Origin of the sequence: Bradyrhizobium lablabi, assembly GCF_018131005.1 — a bacterium.
Classification (GTDB): Bacteria; Pseudomonadota; Alphaproteobacteria; order Rhizobiales; family Xanthobacteraceae; genus Bradyrhizobium; species Bradyrhizobium lablabi_D.
In genome coordinates, this window is sequence record NZ_JAFCJK010000001.1 from 149,782 (window position 1) to 171,584 (window position 21,803).

Sequence of the window (21,803 nt, forward strand, 5' to 3'; positions counted from 1 at the left end):
TTGCAATCCAGTGATGGACCTAGACCGCTCACCCGGATCGCCGCGCGATCCGACCTCTCCTGATGGGAGAGGTGAAGATGCCAACAGATTATCTCATCTAACGCCCCATCGCCCAGACCGTGACCATCGTGATGATGATGGCGATGAACTGCAGCAGCACGCGCAGCCGCATCAAATTCTGCGAGCGGTTCGGCGAGCCACCCTTCATCATGTTGACGAGGCCGAGCAGCAGCACCAGCGCCACGGCGCCGACGGCGATCGGAAGGACGATTGTGCTTAGAAAAGATGTCATCAACGGTACATAACACCGCACCGGACGGACTTCCACACACCCGGTTCCGCCGCAACCATCTGGTCTTTAACCGGATTATGTCGGAAGCTGGGGCCGTCGAGGGACTTAGCCCGTCCGCGCCAGGTCAAGGTGGAATGTGAAACAGCTTCGTTACGTCGTCGACGTCGTGATCGATGCATTTTACACCTTCCTCGCCGACGACGGCTGGGCGATCGCAAGCCACATCGCGCTGTCGACCCTGATGGCGCTGTTTCCGTTCCTGATCGTGCTGACGTCGCTTGCCGGCTTCTTCGGCTCCAAGGAGCTCGCCGACCAGGCGGTCGGACTGCTCCTCAATGTCTGGCCACAGCAGGTCGCCGATACCCTGACGGGGGAAATCCACGACGTCTTGACCACCACGCGTGGCGACATCCTGACCATCGGCGCGGTGCTCGCGGTCTACTTCGCCTCCAACGGCGTCGAGGCGCTGCGGGTGGCGCTGAACCGCGCCTATGCCATGCCCGAACTGCGGCGCTGGTACTGGCTGCGGCTGGAATCGATCGGCTACACGCTGGTCGCGGCCGTCACATCGCTCGCGATGGCATTTCTGATCGTGCTCGGGCCATTGATCCTGGAATCGGCGCGGCGCCACATTCCCTTCTTCGTCGAATCCAACGAGAGCCTGCTCAATATCGCCCGCTACGGCATCACGATCCTGGCGCTGATCGTCGCTCTGTTCATCCTGCATGCCTGGCTGCCGGCCGGCCGCCGCAGCTTTCTGCAGATCCTGCCCGGCATCATCTTCACCATGGTGGCGTCGCTGATCTCGGGTATCGGGTTCGGACAGTATCTGGCGCGCTTCGCCAACAATTACGTCACGATGTATGCGGGGCTTGCTTCGGTGGTCATCGCGCTGGTGTTCCTGTATTTCATCGCCGCGATCTTCGTCTATGGCGGCGAACTGAACGCTGCGATCATCAAGTCGCGTCTGCCGCGCGGCGTGTCGCTTCAAGCAGCGCAGTCGCTAAGGCCCGCGGAGACACGGGCTTGACCAGGAAGGCGTCGGCGCCGGCAGCGCGGGCGGCCGCCTCGTCCTCGGCCCGGCCGGATATCCCGATGATGGCGATACGGCCGAGCGGCGGGGGAAGTGCGCGGATGCGCCCTATCGCCTCGACCCCGCCGATGCCGGGTAGCACCATATCCATCAACACCGCGTCGAACCCGCCCTGCCCGAGCCGATCGGGCGCGGCCTCGCCCTGACCGATGAATTCCGCTTGGTGGCCGAGTTCGGTCAGGATCGTGTTGAGCACGACGCGGCCGAAGGGATTGTCCTCAACGCTCAGCAACCGCAGACGCTGCGACGGGCCGGTCGCGGCCTCGTCGTCGGACTGGGCGGTCGCGGCAGCTTCGGCAGGCGCCAGCGTCACGTTCAACGTGAAGGTCGTGCCGCCACCCTTGCGCGCCGTCGCCACGATGTCGCCGCCCATGGCGCGGGCGAACTGTCTGACCGACGACAGGCCGAGCCCGGCGCCGCCGAAGCGCGCGGCGATCGAGACATTGGCCTGCGAAAACGGCCTGAACAGACGCTTCACCTCCGACAGCGTGAGGCCGATGCCGCTGTCGGAGACCGCAAAGGCGACGCCGAACTTGCCCTTGCTGGCGCGAACAGGCGAAACCTGCAGGGCCACCCCTCCCCGCTCGGTGAATTTCACCGCATTGTCGATCAAATTCTCCAGCGCGGCGCGCAGGCGGACGGAATCGCCGACCGCAAAGGCGGGTAGTTTGTCGGAAATGGCGACCGAGGTCTGCAGCCCCTTGGCTGCGGCACGGCCGGCCAGCGAGTCTCCGGCATTTCGGACCAGCGTATGCAAATCGAAGAAATCCTGCCGGATCTCCAATCCCGGCCCCTCGCTGCGGGCAGCGTCGACAAACAGGGTCGCCAGGCTCGCCAGATGTTCCGCACCGGTCTTGATGGTGTCCACCCAGCGCCGCTCGCGCTCGCCAAGATCGGAAGTCGCCAGCAGATTGCTGATGGCGAGAATTCCCGTCAGCGGGGTCCGCACCTCGTGGGCAAAGGCCGCGAGCGCCGTCTCGACCATGCCGGGAACGGTGTTGGGCGCTGCCGCCTTGCGGCGCGGCTTCGTGCCTGCCTTGAGAACGCGCTTCTTGGTCGGCTTCCCCTTCGGTCGCCGCTTGCTGCGCCGTGCCCGCGATATTGCCGCCATGGTCTCAGTTGTCCCCGCCCCGGGAGATAGCATGGCATGCCAGGACTATCCGAGTCACGGCGGCGGCGTTGGCTGACCACCGCAAAACGGCGGCAGGCCAACCAGCCGGCGGATGTCGGCCGGGCTCGCGCCCGCCGCGCGCAATTTGCGCAATCCGGTCGCCTTGGTCGATTTCGAGAGTTTCCGGCCGGCCTCGTCGCGTATCAGCCGGTGATGCCGGTACAGCGGTGGGGAGATACCAAGCAAATCCTGCAGCAGGCGATGGACGCTGGTCGACCAGAACAGGTCGAGGCCCCGCACCACATCTGTGACGCCCTGCAGCGCATCGTCGACCGTGACGGAGAGATGGTAGCTGGTCGGCGTCTCCTTGCGCGCCAGGATGACGTCACCCCAGGCCTCCGACCGGGCGGCTACGTCGCCGGTTTCCCCGCATGGTCCTTCGCCCCGCTCGCGCCAGACGAGATTGCCCGCCCGCCGGCGGGCGGCCGTCATGTCGAGCCGCAGCGCGTAGGGCAGGCCCTGCGCGATCAACCGGTCGCGTTCTTCCCGCGGGAGCGATTTTGCCGTCCCCGGATAGAGCGGCGCGCCATCGGGATCGCGCGGCCATGCGCGCGCGGCCTCCTTCGCGGCGACGAGCCGCGCGATCTCGGCCCGGCTCTCGAAGCTCGGATAGATCAGGCCCTGCGCCGACAATGTGTCGATCGCATCGCGATAGGCGGCAAGGTGTTCCGACTGACGCCGCACCGGCGTATCCCAGGAGATGCCGAGCCAGGCGAGATCCTCGTAGATCGCCGCCTCGAACTCCGGCCGGCAGCGCGTCGCGTCGATATCCTCGATCCGCAGCAGGAAGCGCCCGCCCGACTGCCGCGCCAGGTCGAAATTGAGCAGCGCCGAATAAGCGTGACCGAGATGGAGATGGCCATTCGGACTCGGCGCAAAGCGGAAAACGGGCGGCATGCTGATCACGCGTCAATTGCCGGGCTCGACCCGGCGGTCCATCTGAGCAAGACTCTGTTACGATAGGAGATGGATGCGCGGGTCAACCCCGCGCGCGACAAGTGAAGCCGATCCACGATGCTGATCCACCTCGAAACCCAGGCCGATCTCGACGAAGCGATCCTCAAGCTCGTCGATCGGGACCGAAGGTTGCGGCCGATCCTGGAACTGACCGGCATGCCGGCGATCCGCCAGCGCGAGCCCGGCTTTGCCGGCCTCGCCGCCATTGTCTGCGGCCAGCAACTCTCGACCGCCAGCGCCGCGGCGATCTGGGGACGCGTCAGCGGTGCCTTCGACCCGTTCCATCACGACGCAATCCGCAAAGCACGCGCCGACCGCCTTGGCCGGCTCGGGCTGTCAGCGGCAAAAATCAGGACGTTGAAGCACATCGCGCGCGAGCTCGCCGAGGAACGGCTGAATCTCGACGTGCTCGCCAACGAAGAGGCCGACGCCGCGCACAACACGCTGACCGCGCTGCCTGGCATCGGCCCGTGGACCGCCGACATCTATCTGCTGTTCTGTCTCGGCCATGGCGATGCCTGGCCTGCGGGCGACCTCGCCGTGCAGGAAGCCGTCAAGGTCGGCCTCGGGCTGAAGACGCGCCCGACGGCGAAACAGATGGCGCCGCTCGCCGAGCCATGGCGTCCCTTGCGCGGCGCCGCCGCGCATTTGTGGTGGGCCTATTATCGCGTTCTCAGGAAACGCGAAGGCGTCATCGCAAGCGGGAAGGAAGTGAACAACGTTTCAAACTTTGTTGCGGTTGCCAAGCCACCCACCGACAAAGCAAAGATCACCATGCGCAAAAAGCCGGGATCAGGACAATGAACGCGACCGACTTCATCGTTCTCCGCGACGATCTGCAGCAATGCAAGGTGATCGAGACGCAACTGCCCGATGCGGCGACGCTGCCGCCTGATACGCTGCTCGTGAAGGTGACGCGTTTCGCACTCACCGCCAACAACATCACTTACGCCGTCGTGGGCGACCAGCTCAAATACTGGGAGCTGTTCCCGGCACCGGAGGGCTACGGCAACATCCCGGTCTGGGGTTTTGGCGAGGTGATCGCCTCGATGCATCCCGGCGTCGCAGTCGGCGAAATGCTGTTCGGCTATTTCCCGATGGCGACGCACCTGGTCATCGAGGCCACCGATGTCAGCAAGCGCGGCCTGCGCGATGGAGCCGCTCATCGGCAAAGCGTGGCGCCGGTCTACAATGCCTATGCCCGCGTTTCCGTCGATCCAGCATTTGCCGGCCGGCAGGGTGACTACCAGGCGCTGCTGCGGCCATTGTTCATGCTGTCATTCCTGGTGGATGATTTTCTTGCCGAGCAGGATTTCTGCGGCGCGCGCAGCATCCTGCTGTCGTCGGCTTCGAGCAAGACGGCGTTCGGGCTTGCCCATCTCGTGCACACGCAGCGTCCGGGCATCCGTGTGGTCGGACTGACCTCGGCCGGCAATGTCGATTTCGTCAAATCGCTCGGCTGCTACGACGAGATCGTCACCTATGACCGCATCACGTCGTTACCTGCGACGGAGCCGGTCGCCTATGTCGACATGGCGGGCAGCAGTTCGCTGCGCGAGACGCTGCACCGGCATTTCGGCGCGCAGATGAAATATTCCGGCCAGATCGGACTGACCCATCGCGGCCGGAGGCCTGATGAACCCGCATTGCCCGGCGCCAAACCGACCCGGTTCTTCGCACCCGATCAAATCCGCAAGCGCGCCAAGGAATGGGGACCGGGCGGCGTCGAACAGCGTTTTGGCGCCGCATGGGCAGAGTTTGCGCCGCGGCTCCCGGCTTGGCTCGAGGTTATCGAGCGGCGCGGACCGGCGGCGGTCCGCGAGGCCTATCTCGACACCCTCAACGGTCGCATTCCGCCGAATCAAGGCTTGATCCTGTCGCTGGCCGAATAGCGGACATCTCGTTGGCGCCCTTCCTGCGCGCCTTCGATTAGGTATAGGCTCCGACGCAACGTAGCGCCGCAGAGACGGCCGACCACGAGAAACGCCCGACGAGAAACGCCCAATGCTCGACAAGACGGAAGACGTATCGGTCGCCGCCGACAATTGGCTTGTGCAGTTCGAGGACGCGCTGGCGAGCACGGACGACGTCCTGCTGAAACCGCTGTTCCATCCGGAGAGCTACTGGCGCGACGTGCTGGCGCTGAGCTGGAACATCCAGACGGTGAACCGCGCGTTCGCGATCCTCGACGAGTTGCCCGCGCATGCGCGCCACAGCGCGCCGCATGACTTTCGCATCGATGCCGATCGCGCCGCCCCGCGGCGCGTGATGCGCGCCGGCACCAACACGATCGAGGCGATCTTCAAGTTCGAGACGTCGATCGGCCGTGGCCATGGCATCGTGCGGCTGATCCCTGATGCCGCCGACGACAATCGCCTGAAGGCCTGGACACTGCTCACCGCGCTTGAGGAACTCAAGGGCTTCGAGGAGCAACGAGGCAGCACGCGCCCGCGCGGGCAAGCCTATTCACGCGATTTCCGCGGCCCCAACTGGCTCGACCAGCGCAAGACGTCGGCCGAATATGCCGATCGCGATCCTGTCGTGCTCGTGGTCGGCGGCGGGCAGGCGGGGCTGTCCATCGCGGCACGGCTGAAGCAACTCGGGATCGACACGCTGATTGTCGATCGCGAGGCGCGCATTGGCGACAACTGGCGGAAACGCTATCACGCGCTCACCCTGCACAACCAGGTGCAAGTCAATCATCTGCCTTACATGCCATTCCCGCCGAACTGGCCGGTCTATATTCCCAAGGACAAGCTCGCCAACTGGTTCGAATCCTATGTCGACGCCATGGAGTTGAATTTCTGGACCGGCACGGATTTCCAAAGCGGCAGCTACGACGACGCGCAGGGACGCTGGAACGTGGTGCTCCGCCGCGCCGACGGCACCACGCGCGAGATGCGGCCTCGTCATGTCGTGATGGCGACCGGCGTCAGCGGCATTCCCAACCTGCCCAGCATTCCGTCGCTGAAGAACTTCGCCGGCAAGATCGTCCATTCCAGCCGCTACGAGGACGGCGAGGACTGGAGCGGCAAGCGGGCTCTCGTTATCGGCACCGGCAACAGCGGCCACGATATCGCGCAGGACCTGCATTCGAGCGGCGCCGACGTCACGCTGATTCAGCGTTCCCCGACGTTGATCACGAACATCGAACCGTCGGCACAGCTCGCCTATGCCGCCTACAACGAAGGCACACTCGACGACAACGACCTGATCGCGGCATCGATGCCGCTGACGCTCGCCAGGCGCAGCCATATGCTGATGACCGAGCAGTCGAAGGAGCTCGACAAGGACCTGCTCGAGGGATTGAGGCGCGTCGGGTTCAAGCTCGATTTCGGCGACGGCGAAACCGGCTGGCAGTTCAAGTATCTCACCCGCGGCGGCGGCTACTATTTCAATGTCGGCTGCTCGGATCTCGTGGTCGGCGGCGCGATCAAGCTGAAACAGTTTTCCGATATCGAGACATTCGTGAGCGACGGCGCGCGGCTGACAAGCGGCGATACGGTTCGGGCCGACCTGATCGTGCTGGCGACCGGGTACCGGCCTCAGGAAGAGTTGGTGCGAAAACTGTTCGGCGAGACCATGGCTGCCCGCGTCGGGCCGATCTGGGGCTTTGGCGAGGGACAGGAGCTGCGCAACATGTACACGCGCACGCCACAGCCGGGACTCTGGTTCATCGCCGGTAGCCTCGCGCAATGCCGCATCAATTCGCTATACCTCGCGCTGCAGATCAAGGCGATCGAGGAAGGCCTCTTGCCGCGCGACGTCGGTCCGCGGGCCAACCTTGCTTAAATCACGGAGACAGGCATGGCGACCATTTTGGGCGCGGGCGAGCATCGCTACCGCGTGGTGGAGAATTGGGCCAAATTGCCTGACGGCTGGAGCCTGACCGACGTCGCTTCGGTCGCGGTCGACAGCAAGGACCGCATCTATGTCTTCAACCGCGGCGCGCATCCGATGGTGGTGCTCGACCGCGAAGGAAATTTCATCGGAAGCTGGGGCGAAGGAGTGTTCTCCCGCGCCCACGGCCTGCATATCGACGCCGATGACAATCTTTATTGCACTGACGACGGCGACCACACCGTTCGCAAATGCTCCACCGATGGCAAGGTGCTGCTGACGATCGGCATCCCGAACAAGCCGGCGCCCTTCATGAGCGGCGAGCCGTTTCACCGTTGCACCCACACGGCGCTGTCGCCGAAGGGCGAGATCTACGTCTCGGACGGCTATGGCAACGCCTGCGTCCACAAATACACGCCCGACGGCAGGCTGATCAAAACCTGGGGCGAGCCCGGCACCGATCCCGGCCAGTTCAACATCGTGCACAATATCGCGACCGATGCCGACGGCTTCGTCTATGTCGCCGATCGCGAGAACCATCGCGTGCAGGTGTTCGACGGCAACGGCAGATACGAGACGCAGTGGAACAATCTGCATCGCCCCTGCGCGCTGTGCTGCTGCGGAGGCGGCAAGCAGCCGAACTTCATCATCGGCGAGCTCGGCCCCGGCATGCCGGTCAACCGCAAGGTCCCCAATCTCGGCCCGCGCCTGTCGATCGTGGACGCCAGGGGCAATCGCATCGCCCGCCTCGGCGGCGAACACGGCCCCGGCGTTGAGACCGGAAAGTTCCTTGCACCGCACGGCATCGCGCTCGATTCCAGGGGCGACATCTACGTCGGCGAGGTCGGCGTCACCGACTGGAAGACGAGTTTCCCCGATACGGAGATGCCGGCGGCAGTGCGGGTAGCGCGCTGCTTGCAGAAGCTGGAGAAGGTGACGGCGTAGCCGTTGCGAGCACCCTTGCTCGTTTCCGTCATGCTGAGGAGCGCGGAACGCGCTTCACGAAGCATGCACGGCCACCGCCGGGGCCGTTCATCCTTCGAGGCTCGCGTCGCGAGCATCTCAGGATGTCGGGTCAGATAGTACGCTGGAAGCTCATTCCGCCTTGATCCCCGACGCCTTGATGATCGGCCACCAGCGATCGGCTTCCTGCTTCTGAAGTGCGCGCAGCGATTCGGGCGACTGCCGCTGCAGCGGCGTGATCTGAATTCCCAGTTCGTCGAAGCGATGCTTCACCTTGGGGTTGGCCAGCACCTGCGTCATGGTCGCGTTCAGCTTGGCGATGACGTCCTTTGGTGTGCCCTTCGGCACCCAGAGCCCATACCAGAGCGAGGCGAGGAAGCCTGGCAGGCCCGCCTCGTCAGCGGTCGGAATCGCAGGCGAAGACGGCAGCCTCACCTGGCCGGTGATCGCGAACGGCCTGACGCTGCCGGCGCCGAGCAGCGCGCGGAAATTCGACGCCGGCTCGATCATGAAATCGATCTGCTCGGCGAGCAGATCCTGCATCGCGGGTCCGTTGCCGCGATACGGAACGAACTGAAACTTCGTTCCGGTGGCCTTCTGAAATGCGATTCCGGCGAGGTGGCCGGTGGCGCCGACGCCGGCGATGCCGACGGAAGCCCTGTCGGGATTGGCCTTCAGCCAGGCGATCAGCCCCTTCAGATCGTCCGCCGGAAAGTTCTTCCTGCCGACGATCAGGAGCGGCTCGCTGCCGATCTCGATGATGGGCTCGAGATCCTTCAACAGATTAAACGGTAGCGCGTAGAGGCCGCCTGTCAGCACATGCGTGGTCGAGGTGCCGATGCTGAGCGTGTAGCCGTCATTTGGCGAGCGCACCGCGCGGGTGACGCCGATGCTGCCGGCCGCGCCACCGGCATTCTCGATCACGATCGGCTGGCTGAGCACGGGCCGCATGCTCTCGGCCAGGAATCGCGCAAGGGTGTCGGTGGCGCCGCCGGCCGGGAACGGCACGATCATGGTGATCGGCCGAGACGGGTAGTCTTCAGCGAAAGCCGTGCCCGCCGCGACCAAGCCAAGCAGCAACGCCGCCATCAATGCAAGCCAACTCCGCATCGGAAATTCTCCTGCACCGCGCTCTTTGGGGCGCGTGTCATTCGTTACTCTTTGCGGCTTTTCCTGCGGAAATCAAATCTCTCCGATCATCTCGCGCCGCCGTCGTTCGGATTCTTCCGCATAGCGCCGCATCGCATGCGCTTCGGTCAGGGTCCCGATCGGGCGGGTATCGCCATCGCCTTCGACCACGGCGAGCGATTCCGCTTCGGCCGCATCGAACACCGCGATCGCCTCCTGGACATTCATCGCTGGATGCAGCACCACGTCGGCATGACGCAGGATGGCGGCCAGCCCCTTGTCGGCTGCCATGTCGGGCGCATGCGCTTCAGCAATCAGCACGAGCCCCGCATAGCGGCCCTCGCCATCGACCGCGACAACCTGAGTCTTCGATCCCGGCGGAAACTTCTCGCGGAACGCCTCGATCGGCATCGCGGCATCCACCGTCGTCAAGTCCTGCCGCATCATCCTGCCGACGGTGAGGTCGCGGATCCAGCCGACATCGGCGGCGCTGCGAATTGTCTCGCCCCGCAGATGCAGCCGCCACGTCGCAAAGGAATAGCCAAACAGCTCGCGCGTGATCATGGTCGAGATGATGACGGCGACCAGCACCGCGGTGGTAAGCCAGAGATTGCCGGTCGATTCCAGCGCGATGAACGACATCGTCAGCGGGCCGCCGATCACCGAGGCCGACAACGCGCTCATTCCGATCACCGCGTAGACATTGGGATCGAGGTTCAGGCCCGGCCACACCATGTCGACACCGGCGGCGAACAGGCGGCCGCCGAGCACGCCCATCAGCAGTGTTGCGAAGAACAGGCCGCCGCGGAAGCCGCCGCCGAGCGAGACGATCGAGGCAAGCGCCTTCAGCACGAACACGCCGGCGATGAAGGTTAGCGGCATGGCGACGATTCCGGGAAAGTGCAGCGCGCCGTGGCCCGACGACATCACCTGCGGGCTCGCCAGCGCCATCGCTCCGACGGCGAGCCCGGCGAGCGCCGGGCGCAATGGCGGCCACAGCCTGCCCTTCGCGAGCAGCGCCTCGCACAGCGTGACCCCGCGCATGATGGCGATGCCGACCAGCGCCGCAGCAATACCGAGCAGCATGGCGATCGCAAGGTCACGCCCGGGCACATCGCCGACCGCGCCGACAGCGACCCCGAGCGGCAGCGGCGAGAAGGCGTGCGCGACGAAATAGCCGGCGACCGCCGCGACGCCGACCGGCGTCAGGCTCGCCGGGGTGTAGCCGCCGATCACAAGTTCGAACGCGTAGAAGGCGCCCGCGAGCGGCGCGCCGAATGCGCCCGCAATCGCTGCCGCTGCGCCGCATCCGACCAAGATGCGCTGGTCGTTGCGGCGCAGGTGAAAGCCGCGGCCGAGCGAGGCGGCAAGACCGCTCGCCAATTGCGTATAGCCGGCCTCGAGCCCGACCGAGGCGCCGACGCCGCTCGACCAGATCGTCTGCAGCGCCACGATGACACTGCCGCGAAACGACATGCGCCCGCCATAGAGCGCATTGGCCTCGATCGGGTCGACCTCTCGCGCCGGTCGCCAGCGCGCGAGCAGGAGGAACGCCAATCCCAGCAGCAGCCCGCCGAGGCCAGGAACCAGCAGCGCGCGCAGCGGTGGGATGTTCGCCTGGCTCGACAGCCGTTCACCCCAGGGCAGGTTGAACAGCGCCGCATGCAGCACCGACACCAGTCCGCTCATGGTCGCGACCACGAGGCCGCCGATGGTTCCGATCAGCGCCGCGAGGACGACCAGGCTCGTCTCGTTCGCGCGAACGAATGCACGCAGCCGGCGCGGCGCTTCCAGGTAGCGGGATGAAGTGGTCATCTACGGAGTCCGTCGGGCCGAGAGCGGCACGCGGGCGTCGGTTTAGCGGGGTTCGCAGCCGGGTGGCAATCGCGGCAGGAACATGGCGAGCGGTCCACGGATAAGCCGCTCATTGCTCTTCACAATCCCGTCACGCTGCCTGTAGTATGTGAGTGCATGCTGCTTCGCAGCTAATGGGAGTCAGGAGCGTTATTTGAACGCACATGTCTCGCAAGGCGGTTGGCCGGTACTGGTGCTGAATGCGGACTTCCGGCCGCTGAGTTACTATCCGCTGTCGCTCTGGTCCTGGCAGGACGCGATCAAGGCGGTGTTTCTCGACCGCGTGAACATCGTCGAGTATTACGACCGGGCGGTACGAAGTCCTTCCTTCGAAATCCAACTGCCCAGCGTCGTATCCCTCAAATCCTTCGTCAAACCCACCACCCACCCTGCGTTCACCCGGTTCAACGTTTTTCTCCGCGACCGATTCGCCTGCCAATACTGCCTCTCGGGCGACGACCTCACCTTCGACCACATCGTTCCGCGCAGCAAGGGTGGCCAGACCACCTGGGAAAACGTCGTCGCCGCCTGCTCGCCCTGCAACCTGCGCAAGGGCAATCTGACGCCGCAGCAGGCCAGGATGTTTCCGAAGCAGACCCCCTATGCGCCGACGGTGCACCAACTCCACCGGAACGGGCGGCTGTTTCCACCGAACTATCTGCACGATAGCTGGCTCGATTATCTCTACTGGGATACGGAACTCGATCCATAGTTTGCGCGCATGGGCGGCCGCCCTGCGTGATGTCCTTGCAAGGGACCGCAGAATAGGCGAGCGACAAAGTCGATCCATTCCGGCAAGTCGAATGTCGTGCGCCGCGCCGGGCTCAACGCGAGCCGTACCGGTAAGCCATTGCTATCGACCACCGCGTGTATTTTGCTCGTCAGGCCACCGCGTGACCTTCCCATCGATTGGCGCTGATTCCTCGTGATGCAGGCCCCGTGCTGATGCGCGGATAATCGAGGTGTCGATCATCTGGACCGCGGCGAAGCTATCCTGGTCTCAGAACCCGAGGACTATCACCTCTCGCTGGTTTTTGCGGGACGGGCGACTGGAACGCACATCGCTACAGGCGCAGGGCATCCGATAGCTGAGCTGTGCTTCTGAGGCTGGTAGCGGCGTAACCGCGCTTCAGACCCGTCCGTTGACCGACAACAGCGCGCCGGTAACGGCGCTCGCGGCGTCGCTCGTGAGGAAGAGGATGACATCCGCGAGTTCCTTCGGCGCGACCCATTTGGCGGGATCGGCCTCCGGCATGCTGGCGCGGTTTGCCGCGGTATCGATGATCGAGGGCAGCACCGCATTCACGGTGATCTTGCCTTTCAGCTCGGCAGCTAGTGACTCCGTCAGCTTATGCACACCGGCCTTCGACGCCGCATAAGGACCCATGCCGGAGCCGGCCTGCAGGGCGCTCATGGCACCGATATTGACGATGCGGGCCGACCGCGAGTTGAGAAGATGCGGGATCGCCGCGCGCGAGGCATTCAGCGCGGTCTCGACATTGAGAGCATGCATGCGCTGCCAGGCCTTGGGATCGCCGTCGGCAATGGTCTCGAAGGTAAATCCGCCGGCAATATTGATCAGCGCGTCGATCGCGCCGAAATGAGTGACGGCGGCATCGATCGCCTTTTTCGCCTGTGCCGCATCGGTCAAATCGATGCGGCCGAGTTCGATCCGCTGGGCCGTTGCCGCGAGCTGCGACGCAGCATGATCGATACCGGCCACTCGCGCGCCGCGCGAAAGGGCTTCCTCGGCGACCACCTTGCCAAGCGCGCCCAACGCGCCGGTGATGACAACGACTTTACCCTTCATGGTGATCTCCGTGCGAATGAGAATGAATCGAGGCCGCAGTCACTATCGTCAGCAGAGCTTCAAAATGTGCGCCGCCTGGCTCAGATCGACCACGACGATACAGGGATGAATGCCGATGAAGCCCGGCATCCGCTCAGGCTGGCGGCGCACATCATTTGCGCGATCTGCCACAGTCACGCATCACGTCTTCCACTTGATCATCGTCTGCAGGACGCTCATGGGGCGGCCGGCATAGGGTGGCTGGAACAGCATTTGGATCGGCGAGAGAGGCCCCTGGTAGAAGACCGGTCGCAATTTTGAAAAGGTGTTGAACCCTTCGCGCGCGTGGTAATGGCCCATGCCGCTCGCGCCGACCCCGCCGAATGGCAGGTCATGCTGGCCGACGTGCAGGAGAGCTTCATTGACCGATACGCCGCCCGACATGACCCGCGAGATGTAGAAGTCGCGCAGCTCGGCATTGTGAGTGAATGGATAAATTGCCAACGGGCGGTCGTGACTGTTGACATAGTCGGCGACCTCCTGCCGATCTGCATACGTCTTGATCGGCAAGATCGGACCAAAGATCTCGCGCTGCATGACAATCATGTCTTCCGTCGGATTTAGCACGAGATGCGGCGGAAATTTGCGGCGCTTGACGTCCGGATCTTGGTGTTCCGCAAGATTGATCAAGACTGCGCCCTTCGAGCGGGCATCCTCCAGTGTGGCCTGCAGCCGCGTAAAAGCCCGGTCATCGATAATCGACGTGTAGTCCTGGCCGTTGATGTCTGGAAAGCGCTCAGTGAAAAGTCGCCTGCAATGGCCGACGAACTCGTCCTCGGTCCCCTTGGGCAGGAACATGTAGTCGACATTGGTACAGATCTGACCGGCATTGAACATCTTCACCCAGAGAATGCGCTCCGCCGCTGTTTTGACCGGGAAGTCAGGCCCGACAATCGCAGGGGCCTTGCCGCCCAGTTCAAGCGTGACAGGGGTGAGGTTGCGGGCCGCGTTGGCCATGACCGAGCGACCGGTCGCACCGGATCCCGTGAACAGCAGATGGTCGAAGGGCAATGACGAGAATCCCGGTCCTCGTCCGCCGCCATCCTCGAAAAAGGCAAGCTTCTCGATCGGAAAATACTTTGGGGAGACGCGCATCAGAACCTGGGCGAGCGCTTTTGAATTTTCCGACATCTTCACCATCGCGCGATTGCCGGCGGCCAGAATCGCAGCGAGCGGGCAGAAGCTAAGATTAAGCGGAAAATTCCAGGGAACGATGACTCCGACGACGCCAAGCGGCTGGGGGATGACATGGTTGCGCGCGAGCGGATAGGTCATGAAGTCGACGTGTCTGCGCTGTGGTTTCATCCACTTCTTCAAGTTCTTTCTGGCGTCGGCGATTGTTTCCAGGACGACGAAATATTCCGCGAACAGCGTCTCGAATTCAGACCGGTTGCCATAGTCGGCGTTGATCGCTGCGACCAGTTCGTCCTTGTTGTCCTTCAGGAGTTGCGCGAGCGCCTTCAGGTCAGCGATGCGCTGATCGTAGGATGGCTCGGGCGCCGCCAAATAGGCTGCCCGCTGCCTAGCGAAGCAGGACTGCAGTTCAGCGGGAATGTCGATCGAACGGGAATTGACAGGCATGTTCATGATGTTCCCTTTCTCTTGGTTTTTCGCGTGTCTCCAAGCGGACAACGAGGGCGCGTGCTGACCCTGACTGTATCAACTCCAAGTCAGTGCATGCTTGCGTTCGCGTGAACGGGGCCCGGCCTCTCATCCATGATCCGCTTGATAGCGTGAGCGCAGCGGCCGCACTGGGCGCTGCATCCGAGGCAGGCATACACCTCGCTCATACGTGGCCGCTGCGCCTCTTTAGCGACCACCGACCGCACCTGATGGTCGCTAAACACATTGCAAGAACAGACGATCATCGCCCTCTCCTGAGGTAGCTAGCACGTCGAACCTGGCGTCGTCGTTCATGCGCCTCCCTGTTTAGCTTCGGTCCGTAGGTCGGCTTCGGCGAAGCCATAGCCGCCGGGGCGCAGCGCCGAATGCTCGCGCTTGGAGTGGACCAACGGGTAGAACATCTGCGTCGTCCAGCGCTCCGCGCCAAACAGGATGTCGTCCTGCAGGCCGACCTGGGCGGGATATTTGCGTGTGATATGCGCCGTGCCGAACAGCACGTCCCAGAAGAACAGCAGATTGCCGAAGTTGCCCTTGTAGTGGCCGATGCCATCTTCGTTGGTGAGCGCGTGGTGTGCCTGGTGCGTGGCGGGCGTGGAGATGGTGCGCTCCAGTACCCACATCAGCGGATGCAGCGCGCGGATGCGGTACAGCGGCGCATCCCACGCCCAGGCGCAGTGCGCGCCCAGGATGACCGCCAGCTTGATCACCAGGTACGCCGCGTAGACCGGGCCGAAACCAAGGTACACCGCAACGCCGCCGATCCACAGGCCCGGCATCATCAGGTAGTAAAAGAAGTTGTTGCGGTAGGTAATGCGCACGCTCATGTAGGCCGCGCTGTGATGCGCGCGGTGCAGCGGCCACAGCAAGGGCGTGTGCGAGGCGCGGTGCCAGAGGTACTGTGTGAGGTCATCGCCGACGAGCAGCAGGCCGGCCATGGCCCACCACGGCAAGTTGGCCCAGGCGTTGTGCTGCGCGGGCATGAGCCAGCTGCACAGCGCGTTGCTGCCCAGCAGTGCGATCGGCTGGGTGATGGCGATCAGGCTGACGAACATCAGCACCTCCAGCCAGGTGTCGTTGGCTGTCGCGTTGCCGTGCACGGTGGCTTGGTACCGCCGGGTGATGAACTCCATGGCGGCAAAGCCCAGGATCCAGGCGCCTATCAGGAGATATTGCAGTTGCGAGCTCATATGGGGCGTCTCCTACCGATCTCATGTTTTGGATTGTGGGACGATCTTTAGGGGTGCCACCATAATGCGTCCAATGCATAATATTCATTATCTTGATGCATGGAGAGCAATGCCGTGAATCTGCGCCGCCTGAACCACGTCGTCGCCCTTGCCGACACTCTGCACTTCGCCCGGGCCGCCGAAGTCGCCCACCTGAGCCAGCCGGCCTTCAGCCGCAGCATACAGGCCATCGAGAGCGACCTGGGTATCCGCCTGTTCGACCGCGACGTTGGTGATGTCCGCCCCACCCGCGCCGGGGAATTCGTCATTGAGCGGGCGCGCAAGCTGCTGTTCGAGGCACGTTGCCTGCAGCGCGACGTGGATCTTTACCGCGACAGCCAGCTCGGCGACACGTCGTTCGGTGTCGGGCCGCTGCTAACGGCCACCCTGATGCCACGCGCGCTTGTGGCGCTGCGCCGCGAACACCCGCAGGTGGCGCTGCGCATGGAGGTCGGCAACTGGGTGCAGTTGCTGGAGAGCCTGCGTACCGAGAATATCGAGTTCTTTGCCGCCGATGTGCGCGACATGCCCAGGGATGCCGCGCTGGACATCCAGCTGATCGGGGGGCAGCAGGCCGATCTGTATGTGCGGGCAGGCCATCCGCTGGCCGGGCGCGAGCACACGCTGCAGGAAATCTGGACGTACGGTCTCGCAGCACCGAAGCTGCTGGGCCCCTCAAAGGTGGAGCTGGCCGCCCTGCTGGGCGTGCCTGAGGGCCAGGAGGCCACCGTGGCGCTCGAGTGCGACAACTACGGCCTGCTCAAGACGGTCGCGCTCACCACGGATACGGTTCTGGGTGCGACGAACGCGGCGGTACGGGAGGAGCTGGAATCCGGCGCGCTCGTCCGGCTTGTCGTACATGGCTGGCTGTCGCCGCCGTCGAGCACGGGCATCGTGTGTTTGCGAGGGAGAACCTCGTCGCCGGCAGCTAAGGCAGCCATTGCAGCGATCGTGCGGGCCGCCGGCGAGATCAACGTGTAGGCGCCTTACAGCACCCGACGCATCGTCCGGTGCGGAATGCCGGCCTCTTCATACTCCTAAGACGACTGTTTTCTTACCAAAGCGAACCCGGTCGTCGGTTTGCAGAGAGGCTATTCTCTCCTACGATCCAGAAGTGCGCCACCGCGGCTTCTATCCGTCCGTCAGCAGCCATCATGTGATGCCGGCGGCAATTTCGCGAAGGCGATCGCGCAGCCAGCGGTGTGCCGGGTCGGTGGTATGGCGAGGGTGCCAATACATCGCCTCGTGAATGTCGGGCAACGCAATCGGTGGTTCGAACAGGCGAATCTTCGGCGACGAGCCGAGCGCACGAACCCCGCGCTCGAGCACCAGGCTGACCAGAGGCGTGCCCTCGATGAGAAACGGCGCCAGTAGGAAGCTCTCTACCGTGACGTGAATTCGGCGCTGGATTCCCATCGTGGCGAGGTGTTGGTCGGCGAGGTTGAGCTGGCGATCCATGCCAATGCCGTAGACAAGATGCGGCAGCTCCAGGAATTGTTCGCGGGTCAATCCAGCCGACGTGACGCGCGGATTGCGAGCGTCCGCGGCGCACAGCCAGCGGTCGCTGAGCAGTAGAGCCGAGGGAAATCCGGTGCTGCCGAACAGTTCGCTCGGCTCGATCACGAGGTCAGCCTGGCCGGTCTGCAGCATGCGTGCCGCGTCGCGCGAGCGCGGCAGCAGGTGGATGACCAGGTTTGGAGCCTCTGTAGCGAGTGCGCGCACCAGAGGCGTAAGCAGCACGAGTCCGGCATAGTCGGAGGCGCTAATGGAAAAGGTACGCGCATCCGCGGCCGGATCGAATTCCGCTTTCTGCAACAGGGTCTGCTCGATGCGGTCGAGCGTTTCTCGCACCGGAATGATCAGCTCCTCGGCATTGCGCGTCAGCACGAGCCCGCGGCCAAACCGCACCAGCAGTGGATCGTCGAACAGTTCGCGGAGCCGGGCAAGTGCAGCGCTCATCGCGGATTGAGTGAGGCCAATGCGCTCGCCAGCGCGGCTCACATTGCGCTCGGTTAGCAGTGCATCGAGCACGACGAGCAGATTGAGGTCGACGTTGCGAAGGTTCAAACCCTCCCTCCCCGTGGCCGGCGAACCGTCCCGAAGACGTCAGTGTGAACTTGTTGGCGGGATGAAATCAACCGTGTTTGGTGCGTCACCATTGACTACTGCGACCCGCGGCTAACCCGATATCCATCCACTCGATGGTTGGCATGAACCGGATCGATAGCTGACGGCGCACCTCGCCTGCAGGTGCCATCGGCACGATCTCGGCGATCGTTCGCGTGCGAACGGGATTGCCGACATCGATAGTTGAAATGACAATTATCGATTGGACGCCGCAAAACTCGTCCCGCTAACCTCCGCATCGTCACGAGTGAACGCCTTGCATTCGCGCGCGGCCAATAACACGGCACACCGCTCGCGCGGTCGCATTGGGAGGACAACGATGCGCATATCGTTCGATGAGGCAGGCGCGCGCGTTGCGCGCTGGGATCTCGACGCGGGTCCGGCACCCGACGCCTTCCGGGCGGCGATGCGCCGCGTGGTCGGCGGCGTCGCGGTGGTGGCGACGCTGCGCGAGAGTCGGCCATGGGGTATGACGGTGAGTGCATTCACGCCCGTTTGCATGGAGCCGCCGACACTCCTGGTGTGCGTCAACGCGGCGACCGCCACGGCGGCGGATATCGCGCGCGACCGAAAGTTCTCGCTCAATCTGCTTAGCGAGGCCCAGCGGGGCGTCTCCCAGCGTTGCGCTCAGCAAGGCGCCTCGAAATATCTCGACGAAGACGCAATACCCGCGGCGAACCTCCCGCCGCGCATCGCGATGCCGGTGCTGCAGGATTCGGTCGCGACTTTCGACTGCGACGCCTCCGAGATCCGGCGGATCGGCACCCATGTTGTGGTCGTTGGCGCGATCCGCGCCATCCTCGCGCCACAAGCCCGCCGGCCCCTGCTCTACGGCCAGGGCGGCTATCTCAGAAGCGTCACTCTCGACGCGGCGACAGGAGCCTTGGCATGAGCATCGATGGCGTGATCGCGCGGCTCTATTTGGCCTACAACGCGCACGATGCCGCGGCGGTCGCCGCGCTCTATGCACCCGATGCCACCCACGAGGACATCGCCCAGGGCAAGCCCAAACACGGGCCCGACGAGATCGCCGCCGGTCTCGGGCGCTTTTTCAGCTGGTTTCCCGACGCGCACTGGGCGCCGCAGCACCACGCTATCGGCGCAAGCGGCGTCGCCGCGGTGAGCTATCTCCTCACCGCTACCCTCAAGCGCCAGTTCGGGCCGATCGCGCCGCGCGACCAGGCGGTCTCGCTTCGCGGCGTTCACATGCTGCAAATTCGCGACGGTCTCATCCGCCGCAGCGAAGACTACTGGGACGCCGCAACGTTCCAGCGCCAACTGAACCATGTCCATGAACGGAGAGCTGAGTGATGAGAACCGGGAAAGAATATCTGGAATCGCTGCGCGACGGCCGGCGCGTCTACGTCGGAGGTGAGCTGATCGAGGATATCACCACGCATCCGGCGACCAAGGGCTATGCCCATGCCGTTGCTGAGTATTACGATCTGCACCTCGATCCGAAGAATCGGGAAATCACGACCTTCATCGACGACAACGGCAAGCGCCAATCGATGCACTGGTTCCTGCCGCGCTCCAAGGAAGACGTGGTGCGCCGGCGCAAGTATTGCGACTTTCTTTGCCGGCACTTCAAGGGTGGCATCTTTACCCGCCCGCCGGCCGGGATGAATGTCGTCATGTTCACGCAGGTCGACGATCAGAAGCCGTGGGCCGAGAACTCCCGCTTCAAGCGCAAGAAGGTCGATCTCTCCGGCAACATCCAGCGTCAATGGGAGGAAGTGACGGCGAGGGATCTCGCAATATCGCCGATGTTCCTAGACGTGCAATATGATCGCGGCCGCGACAACGCGATGGCCGAAACGCCGATGCTGAAGATCGTCGAGGAGCGCGACGAGGGCATCCTGGTGCGCGGCTGGAAGGCGATCGGAACATCGGTCCCGTTCGTCAACCACCTGCTGATCGGCAACCTGTGGCGCCCCGGCCAGACCGCCGAACAGACCGTCTACGCACTGGTGCCGATCGCGACCAAGGGCATCTCGGTGGTCGCGCGCAAGTCCAACGCCGCGCCGGACGCCGATCCTTATGACCGTCCGCTTGCCACCATCGGCGACGAGCTCGACGCCATGGTCTATTTCGACGACGTACTGATCCCCTGGGCGCAGGTGCAACACATAGGCAACCCGGACCATGCCAAGTGGTATCCGCAACGTCAGTTCGACTGGGTGCACCTCGAGACCCAGATCCGCCACACCGTCCACGCGGAGCTGATGGTCGGCCTCGCGCTGCTGCTCACGCAATCGCTCGGCACCGCCCAGAGCCCTGTGGTGCAGGGCCAGCTCGCCGAGCTGATCCGCTTCCGCGAGACCTGCCGCGCCTTTATGCTCGCCGCCGAGGAGACCGGCTTCGCGACCCCGGGCGGCCTCTACAAGCCGAACAACATCTACATCGACTTCGGCCGGGCCTACTATCTCGAGAACCAGCACCGCATGGTCAACATGCTGATCGACTTCTGTGGTCGCGGCGTGGTGATCCAGCCGACCCGGCGCGAGCTCGATGATCCCTATATCGGGCCCAAGCTGTCAGAGGCGCTGCGCGGCGCCGAGATCAGCGCGCACGACCGCATCAAGATCTTCCGGCAGATCAGCGAACGCTTCCTCACCGAGTGGGGTAGCCGCCACGAGATGTTCGAGAAGTTCAACGGCACGCCGTTGTATCTGATCAACCTGCTCACCATGCAGCGCACCGAGTATCAGGTCGACGGCCCGCTCACCGAACTGGCGCGGCAGGTGCTGGGCTTCGGCGATACGGCCGAACTTGGCCGGCGCGCCGCCGAGGGCGAGAAGGCGTCGCACTACGCCAACGTGCGTTTCCAACCCGAATACGCCAAGGCACAGGACGTGCGGGACGGCTACATGACGACCGCCGCCGAATAGATCGAGGTGGATGCGATGCGACGCGGCTCTCGCCGCGTCGCATTAAATTCCACGTCGAGAGTATGGCATCGACTTTCTTACCCGTAGCGGTCACATGTGCGACGACAAGCGTCAGGAATTCATCCTGCTCTCGGACACGTTGGGTGTTTCCATGCTGGTCGACGCGATCAGTCACCCTGTTCCGGAGAGGGCCATGGAAACCACGGTGCTCGGCCCGCAACATCGATCGCGCTCCCCGTTAACCTCTCACGCGATACGTCGCGAGGACAGCCCCCTCCAGATATCTCCACGTGGCTTGAATCGCCGTCCGACGATTGCCGGCGGCTTCGTCCCGCCTTTCCCGGTCGCCGCTTCGAGCGCGCGCTTCAATCTGGGGTCCTCGATCTGCGACTGGAAATGCCGAACAATGGCCTCGGCCTGCGCGTCACTCGCGCAAATGGCATGGCACAATTCTGCGGTCGTCCTCCGGAAGAAGTGGAACGAGTCCTCGCGGTCGGTCCGTCCGCGCAGCCGATCGACCTCGCCCGCCAGCGCCAGCGCATGCATCCGATCGTCGTCGCCGAGCGTCACTGCGAACCGCAGAACGCCGAGCTGCCATGCGCGGAGCAGCTTGTCCTGCCGTTCGGTCGCCCCGTCACCGTTCATGTGCTGAATACCTCGCGTGCGCCGATGCCGTTGAAGTGCCCGCACGGCGCTCAGCGCCTGTCGAACGTGGTTCGGCGCGACACGAATATCCTTGCGCAGAATATATTTTCGAGGGGAAGGCCCGGACGATCTCATAGGAGCGAC

22 protein-coding genes and 2 pseudogenes are annotated in these 21,803 nt (G+C 63.9%); 11 read left to right on the plus strand and 13 right to left on the minus strand.

Translation table 11 applies throughout. From position 1 onward, the window contains the following. Positions 1-97: 97 nt before the first annotated feature. Positions 98-292, minus strand: a complete 195-nt coding sequence (locus JQ553_RS00710) for a twin transmembrane helix small protein (RefSeq protein ID WP_212497968.1) — start codon at positions 290-292, stop codon at positions 98-100. A 136-nt stretch (positions 293-428) separates the two neighbouring features. On the opposite strand from JQ553_RS00710, the gene JQ553_RS00715 reads away from it, so the two are divergent. After that, entirely contained in the window at positions 429-1,322 is an 894-nt protein-coding gene (locus JQ553_RS00715; RefSeq protein ID WP_212497969.1) for a YihY/virulence factor BrkB family protein, read from the plus strand. Here JQ553_RS00715 and JQ553_RS00720 read toward each other — a convergent pair. Further along, complete coding sequence (locus tag JQ553_RS00720; protein ID WP_212497970.1) at positions 1,249-2,496, minus strand: ATP-binding protein; 1,248 nt, start codon at positions 2,494-2,496, stop codon at positions 1,249-1,251. The genes JQ553_RS00715 and JQ553_RS00720 overlap by 74 nt on opposite strands. 54 nt (positions 2,497-2,550) lie before the next feature. Then, a complete protein-coding gene (gene gluQRS / locus JQ553_RS00725; RefSeq protein WP_212497971.1) occupies positions 2,551-3,453 on the minus strand; it encodes a tRNA glutamyl-Q(34) synthetase GluQRS in 903 nt (300 codons plus the stop codon). A gap of 117 nt (positions 3,454-3,570) precedes the next feature. Between gluQRS and JQ553_RS00730 the strand changes: the two genes are divergently transcribed. The 4 genes from JQ553_RS00730 (at position 3,571) to JQ553_RS00745 (ending at position 8,298) form a co-directional block, all read left to right on the plus strand. Beyond that, positions 3,571-4,317 (plus strand): DNA-3-methyladenine glycosylase, encoded by a 747-nt coding sequence (locus tag JQ553_RS00730; protein ID WP_212497972.1) that lies wholly within the window; start codon positions 3,571-3,573, stop codon positions 4,315-4,317. Further along, on the plus strand, positions 4,314-5,405 hold the full coding sequence (locus JQ553_RS00735; RefSeq protein ID WP_212497973.1) for a DUF2855 family protein: 1,092 nt from the start codon (positions 4,314-4,316) through the stop codon (positions 5,403-5,405). The genes JQ553_RS00730 and JQ553_RS00735 overlap by 4 nt, the downstream gene beginning before the upstream one ends. A 112-nt stretch (positions 5,406-5,517) precedes the next feature. Beyond that, positions 5,518-7,305 carry an NAD(P)/FAD-dependent oxidoreductase gene (locus tag JQ553_RS00740; RefSeq protein ID WP_212497974.1) on the plus strand — a complete coding sequence of 596 codons (1,788 nt, stop codon included), beginning with the start codon at positions 5,518-5,520 and terminating at the stop codon, positions 7,303-7,305. A 15-nt stretch (positions 7,306-7,320) separates the two neighbouring features. After that, the gene (locus tag JQ553_RS00745; protein WP_212497975.1) at positions 7,321-8,298 is read left to right on the plus strand and encodes a peptidyl-alpha-hydroxyglycine alpha-amidating lyase family protein; all 978 of its coding nucleotides are present in this window, start codon (positions 7,321-7,323) and stop codon (positions 8,296-8,298) included. A gap of 150 nt (positions 8,299-8,448) precedes the next feature. Here the strand turns inward: JQ553_RS00745 and JQ553_RS00750 are convergent, their stop codons facing one another. Both JQ553_RS00750 and JQ553_RS00755 read right to left on the minus strand, forming a co-directional pair. Further along, complete coding sequence (locus tag JQ553_RS00750; RefSeq protein ID WP_212497976.1) at positions 8,449-9,426, minus strand: tripartite tricarboxylate transporter substrate-binding protein; 978 nt, start codon at positions 9,424-9,426, stop codon at positions 8,449-8,451. 72 nt (positions 9,427-9,498) lie between these two features. Next, complete coding sequence (locus JQ553_RS00755) at positions 9,499-11,259, minus strand: chloride channel protein (protein ID WP_212497977.1); 1,761 nt, start codon at positions 11,257-11,259, stop codon at positions 9,499-9,501. Positions 11,260-11,452: 193 nt separating this feature from the next. Here JQ553_RS00755 and JQ553_RS00760 point away from each other — a divergent pair, with 193 nt between their 5' ends. Continuing rightward, positions 11,453-12,010, plus strand: coding sequence for an HNH endonuclease (locus JQ553_RS00760; protein WP_212497978.1), 558 nt, complete (start codon positions 11,453-11,455; stop codon positions 12,008-12,010). Between the two features lie 101 nt (positions 12,011-12,111). On the opposite strand, the pseudogene JQ553_RS00765 reads toward JQ553_RS00760, so the two are convergent. The 6 genes and pseudogenes from JQ553_RS00765 to JQ553_RS00785 form a co-directional block, all read right to left on the minus strand. Further along, positions 12,112-12,207 (minus strand): annotated as a pseudogene (locus tag JQ553_RS00765) (IS5/IS1182 family transposase); the annotation flags it as partial. A 220-nt stretch (positions 12,208-12,427) separates the two neighbouring features. Next, positions 12,428-13,108: a 3-oxoacyl-ACP reductase FabG gene (gene fabG, locus JQ553_RS00770; RefSeq protein WP_212497979.1), complete on the minus strand. Its 681-nt coding sequence runs from the start codon at positions 13,106-13,108 to the stop codon at positions 12,428-12,430. Between the two features lie 48 nt (positions 13,109-13,156). Next, positions 13,157-13,285 (minus strand): hypothetical protein, encoded by a 129-nt coding sequence (locus JQ553_RS34810; protein ID WP_283817194.1) that lies wholly within the window; start codon positions 13,283-13,285, stop codon positions 13,157-13,159. Positions 13,286-13,288: 3 nt separating this feature from the next. After that, a complete protein-coding gene (locus JQ553_RS00775) occupies positions 13,289-14,734 on the minus strand; it encodes a coniferyl aldehyde dehydrogenase (protein WP_212497980.1) in 1,446 nt (481 codons plus the stop codon). Between the two features lie 83 nt (positions 14,735-14,817). After that, the gene (locus tag JQ553_RS00780; protein WP_212497981.1) at positions 14,818-15,015 is read right to left on the minus strand and encodes a bacterioferritin-associated ferredoxin; all 198 of its coding nucleotides are present in this window, start codon (positions 15,013-15,015) and stop codon (positions 14,818-14,820) included. Positions 15,016-15,060: 45 nt separating this feature from the next. Then, positions 15,061-15,957, minus strand: a complete 897-nt coding sequence (locus tag JQ553_RS00785) for a sterol desaturase family protein (protein WP_212497982.1) — start codon at positions 15,955-15,957, stop codon at positions 15,061-15,063. 114 nt (positions 15,958-16,071) lie between these two features. Between JQ553_RS00785 and JQ553_RS00790 the strand changes: the two genes are divergently transcribed. Further along, positions 16,072-16,977 (plus strand): LysR family transcriptional regulator, encoded by a 906-nt coding sequence (locus JQ553_RS00790; protein ID WP_212497983.1) that lies wholly within the window; start codon positions 16,072-16,074, stop codon positions 16,975-16,977. A 171-nt stretch (positions 16,978-17,148) separates the two neighbouring features. Here JQ553_RS00790 and JQ553_RS00795 read toward each other — a convergent pair whose 3' ends face one another. Beyond that, a complete protein-coding gene (locus JQ553_RS00795; protein WP_212497984.1) occupies positions 17,149-18,063 on the minus strand; it encodes a LysR family transcriptional regulator in 915 nt (304 codons plus the stop codon). Between the two features lie 379 nt (positions 18,064-18,442). Here JQ553_RS00795 and JQ553_RS00800 point away from each other — a divergent pair, with 379 nt between their 5' ends. From JQ553_RS00800 to JQ553_RS00815, 4 genes and pseudogenes are all read left to right on the plus strand, one after another. After that, a complete protein-coding gene (locus JQ553_RS00800) occupies positions 18,443-19,015 on the plus strand; it encodes a flavin reductase family protein (protein WP_212497985.1) in 573 nt (190 codons plus the stop codon). Further along, positions 19,012-19,434: a nuclear transport factor 2 family protein gene (locus JQ553_RS00805; protein ID WP_212497986.1), complete on the plus strand. Its 423-nt coding sequence runs from the start codon at positions 19,012-19,014 to the stop codon at positions 19,432-19,434. Before JQ553_RS00800 ends, JQ553_RS00805 begins: the two co-directional genes overlap by 4 nt. After that, entirely contained in the window at positions 19,434-21,014 is a 1,581-nt protein-coding gene (locus JQ553_RS00810) for a 4-hydroxyphenylacetate 3-hydroxylase family protein (protein ID WP_212497987.1), read from the plus strand. The genes JQ553_RS00805 and JQ553_RS00810 overlap by 1 nt, the downstream gene beginning before the upstream one ends. A 58-nt stretch (positions 21,015-21,072) precedes the next feature. Beyond that, positions 21,073-21,252: pseudogene (locus JQ553_RS00815) on the plus strand (dioxygenase); the annotation flags it as partial. A gap of 8 nt (positions 21,253-21,260) precedes the next feature. On the opposite strand, the gene JQ553_RS00820 reads toward JQ553_RS00815, so the two are convergent. Then, positions 21,261-21,659 (minus strand): hypothetical protein, encoded by a 399-nt coding sequence (locus tag JQ553_RS00820; protein ID WP_212497988.1) that lies wholly within the window; start codon positions 21,657-21,659, stop codon positions 21,261-21,263. Positions 21,660-21,803: the final 144 nt, after the last annotated feature.

Excerpts from the sequence above, each read along its gene's own strand:
- JQ553_RS00750 (WP_212497976.1), bottom strand. The coding sequence starts at position 9,426 with ATGCGGAGTTGGCTTGCATTGATGGCGGCGTTGCTGCTTGGCTTGGTC.
- JQ553_RS00720 (WP_212497970.1), bottom strand. The coding sequence starts at position 2,496 with ATGGCGGCAATATCGCGGGCACGGCGCAGCAAGCGGCGACCGAAGGGG.
- JQ553_RS00730 (WP_212497972.1), top strand. The coding sequence starts at position 3,571 with ATGCTGATCCACCTCGAAACCCAGGCCGATCTCGACGAAGCGATCCTC.
- gluQRS (WP_212497971.1), bottom strand. The coding sequence starts at position 3,453 with ATGCCGCCCGTTTTCCGCTTTGCGCCGAGTCCGAATGGCCATCTCCAT.
- JQ553_RS00810 (WP_212497987.1), top strand. The coding sequence starts at position 19,434 with ATGAGAACCGGGAAAGAATATCTGGAATCGCTGCGCGACGGCCGGCGC.
- JQ553_RS00785 (WP_212497982.1), bottom strand. The coding sequence starts at position 15,957 with ATGAGCTCGCAACTGCAATATCTCCTGATAGGCGCCTGGATCCTGGGC.
- JQ553_RS00820 (WP_212497988.1), bottom strand. The coding sequence starts at position 21,659 with ATGAACGGTGACGGGGCGACCGAACGGCAGGACAAGCTGCTCCGCGCA.
- JQ553_RS00710 (WP_212497968.1), bottom strand. The coding sequence starts at position 292 with ATGACATCTTTTCTAAGCACAATCGTCCTTCCGATCGCCGTCGGCGCC.
- JQ553_RS00745 (WP_212497975.1), top strand. The coding sequence starts at position 7,321 with ATGGCGACCATTTTGGGCGCGGGCGAGCATCGCTACCGCGTGGTGGAG.
- JQ553_RS00800 (WP_212497985.1), top strand. The coding sequence starts at position 18,443 with ATGCGCATATCGTTCGATGAGGCAGGCGCGCGCGTTGCGCGCTGGGAT.
- JQ553_RS00805 (WP_212497986.1), top strand. The coding sequence starts at position 19,012 with ATGAGCATCGATGGCGTGATCGCGCGGCTCTATTTGGCCTACAACGCG.
- JQ553_RS00755 (WP_212497977.1), bottom strand. The coding sequence starts at position 11,259 with ATGACCACTTCATCCCGCTACCTGGAAGCGCCGCGCCGGCTGCGTGCA.
- JQ553_RS00775 (WP_212497980.1), bottom strand. The coding sequence starts at position 14,734 with ATGAACATGCCTGTCAATTCCCGTTCGATCGACATTCCCGCTGAACTG.
- JQ553_RS00740 (WP_212497974.1), top strand. The coding sequence starts at position 5,518 with ATGCTCGACAAGACGGAAGACGTATCGGTCGCCGCCGACAATTGGCTT.
- fabG (WP_212497979.1), bottom strand. The coding sequence starts at position 13,108 with ATGAAGGGTAAAGTCGTTGTCATCACCGGCGCGTTGGGCGCGCTTGGC.
- JQ553_RS00735 (WP_212497973.1), top strand. The coding sequence starts at position 4,314 with ATGAACGCGACCGACTTCATCGTTCTCCGCGACGATCTGCAGCAATGC.
- JQ553_RS00780 (WP_212497981.1), bottom strand. The coding sequence starts at position 15,015 with ATGATCGTCTGTTCTTGCAATGTGTTTAGCGACCATCAGGTGCGGTCG.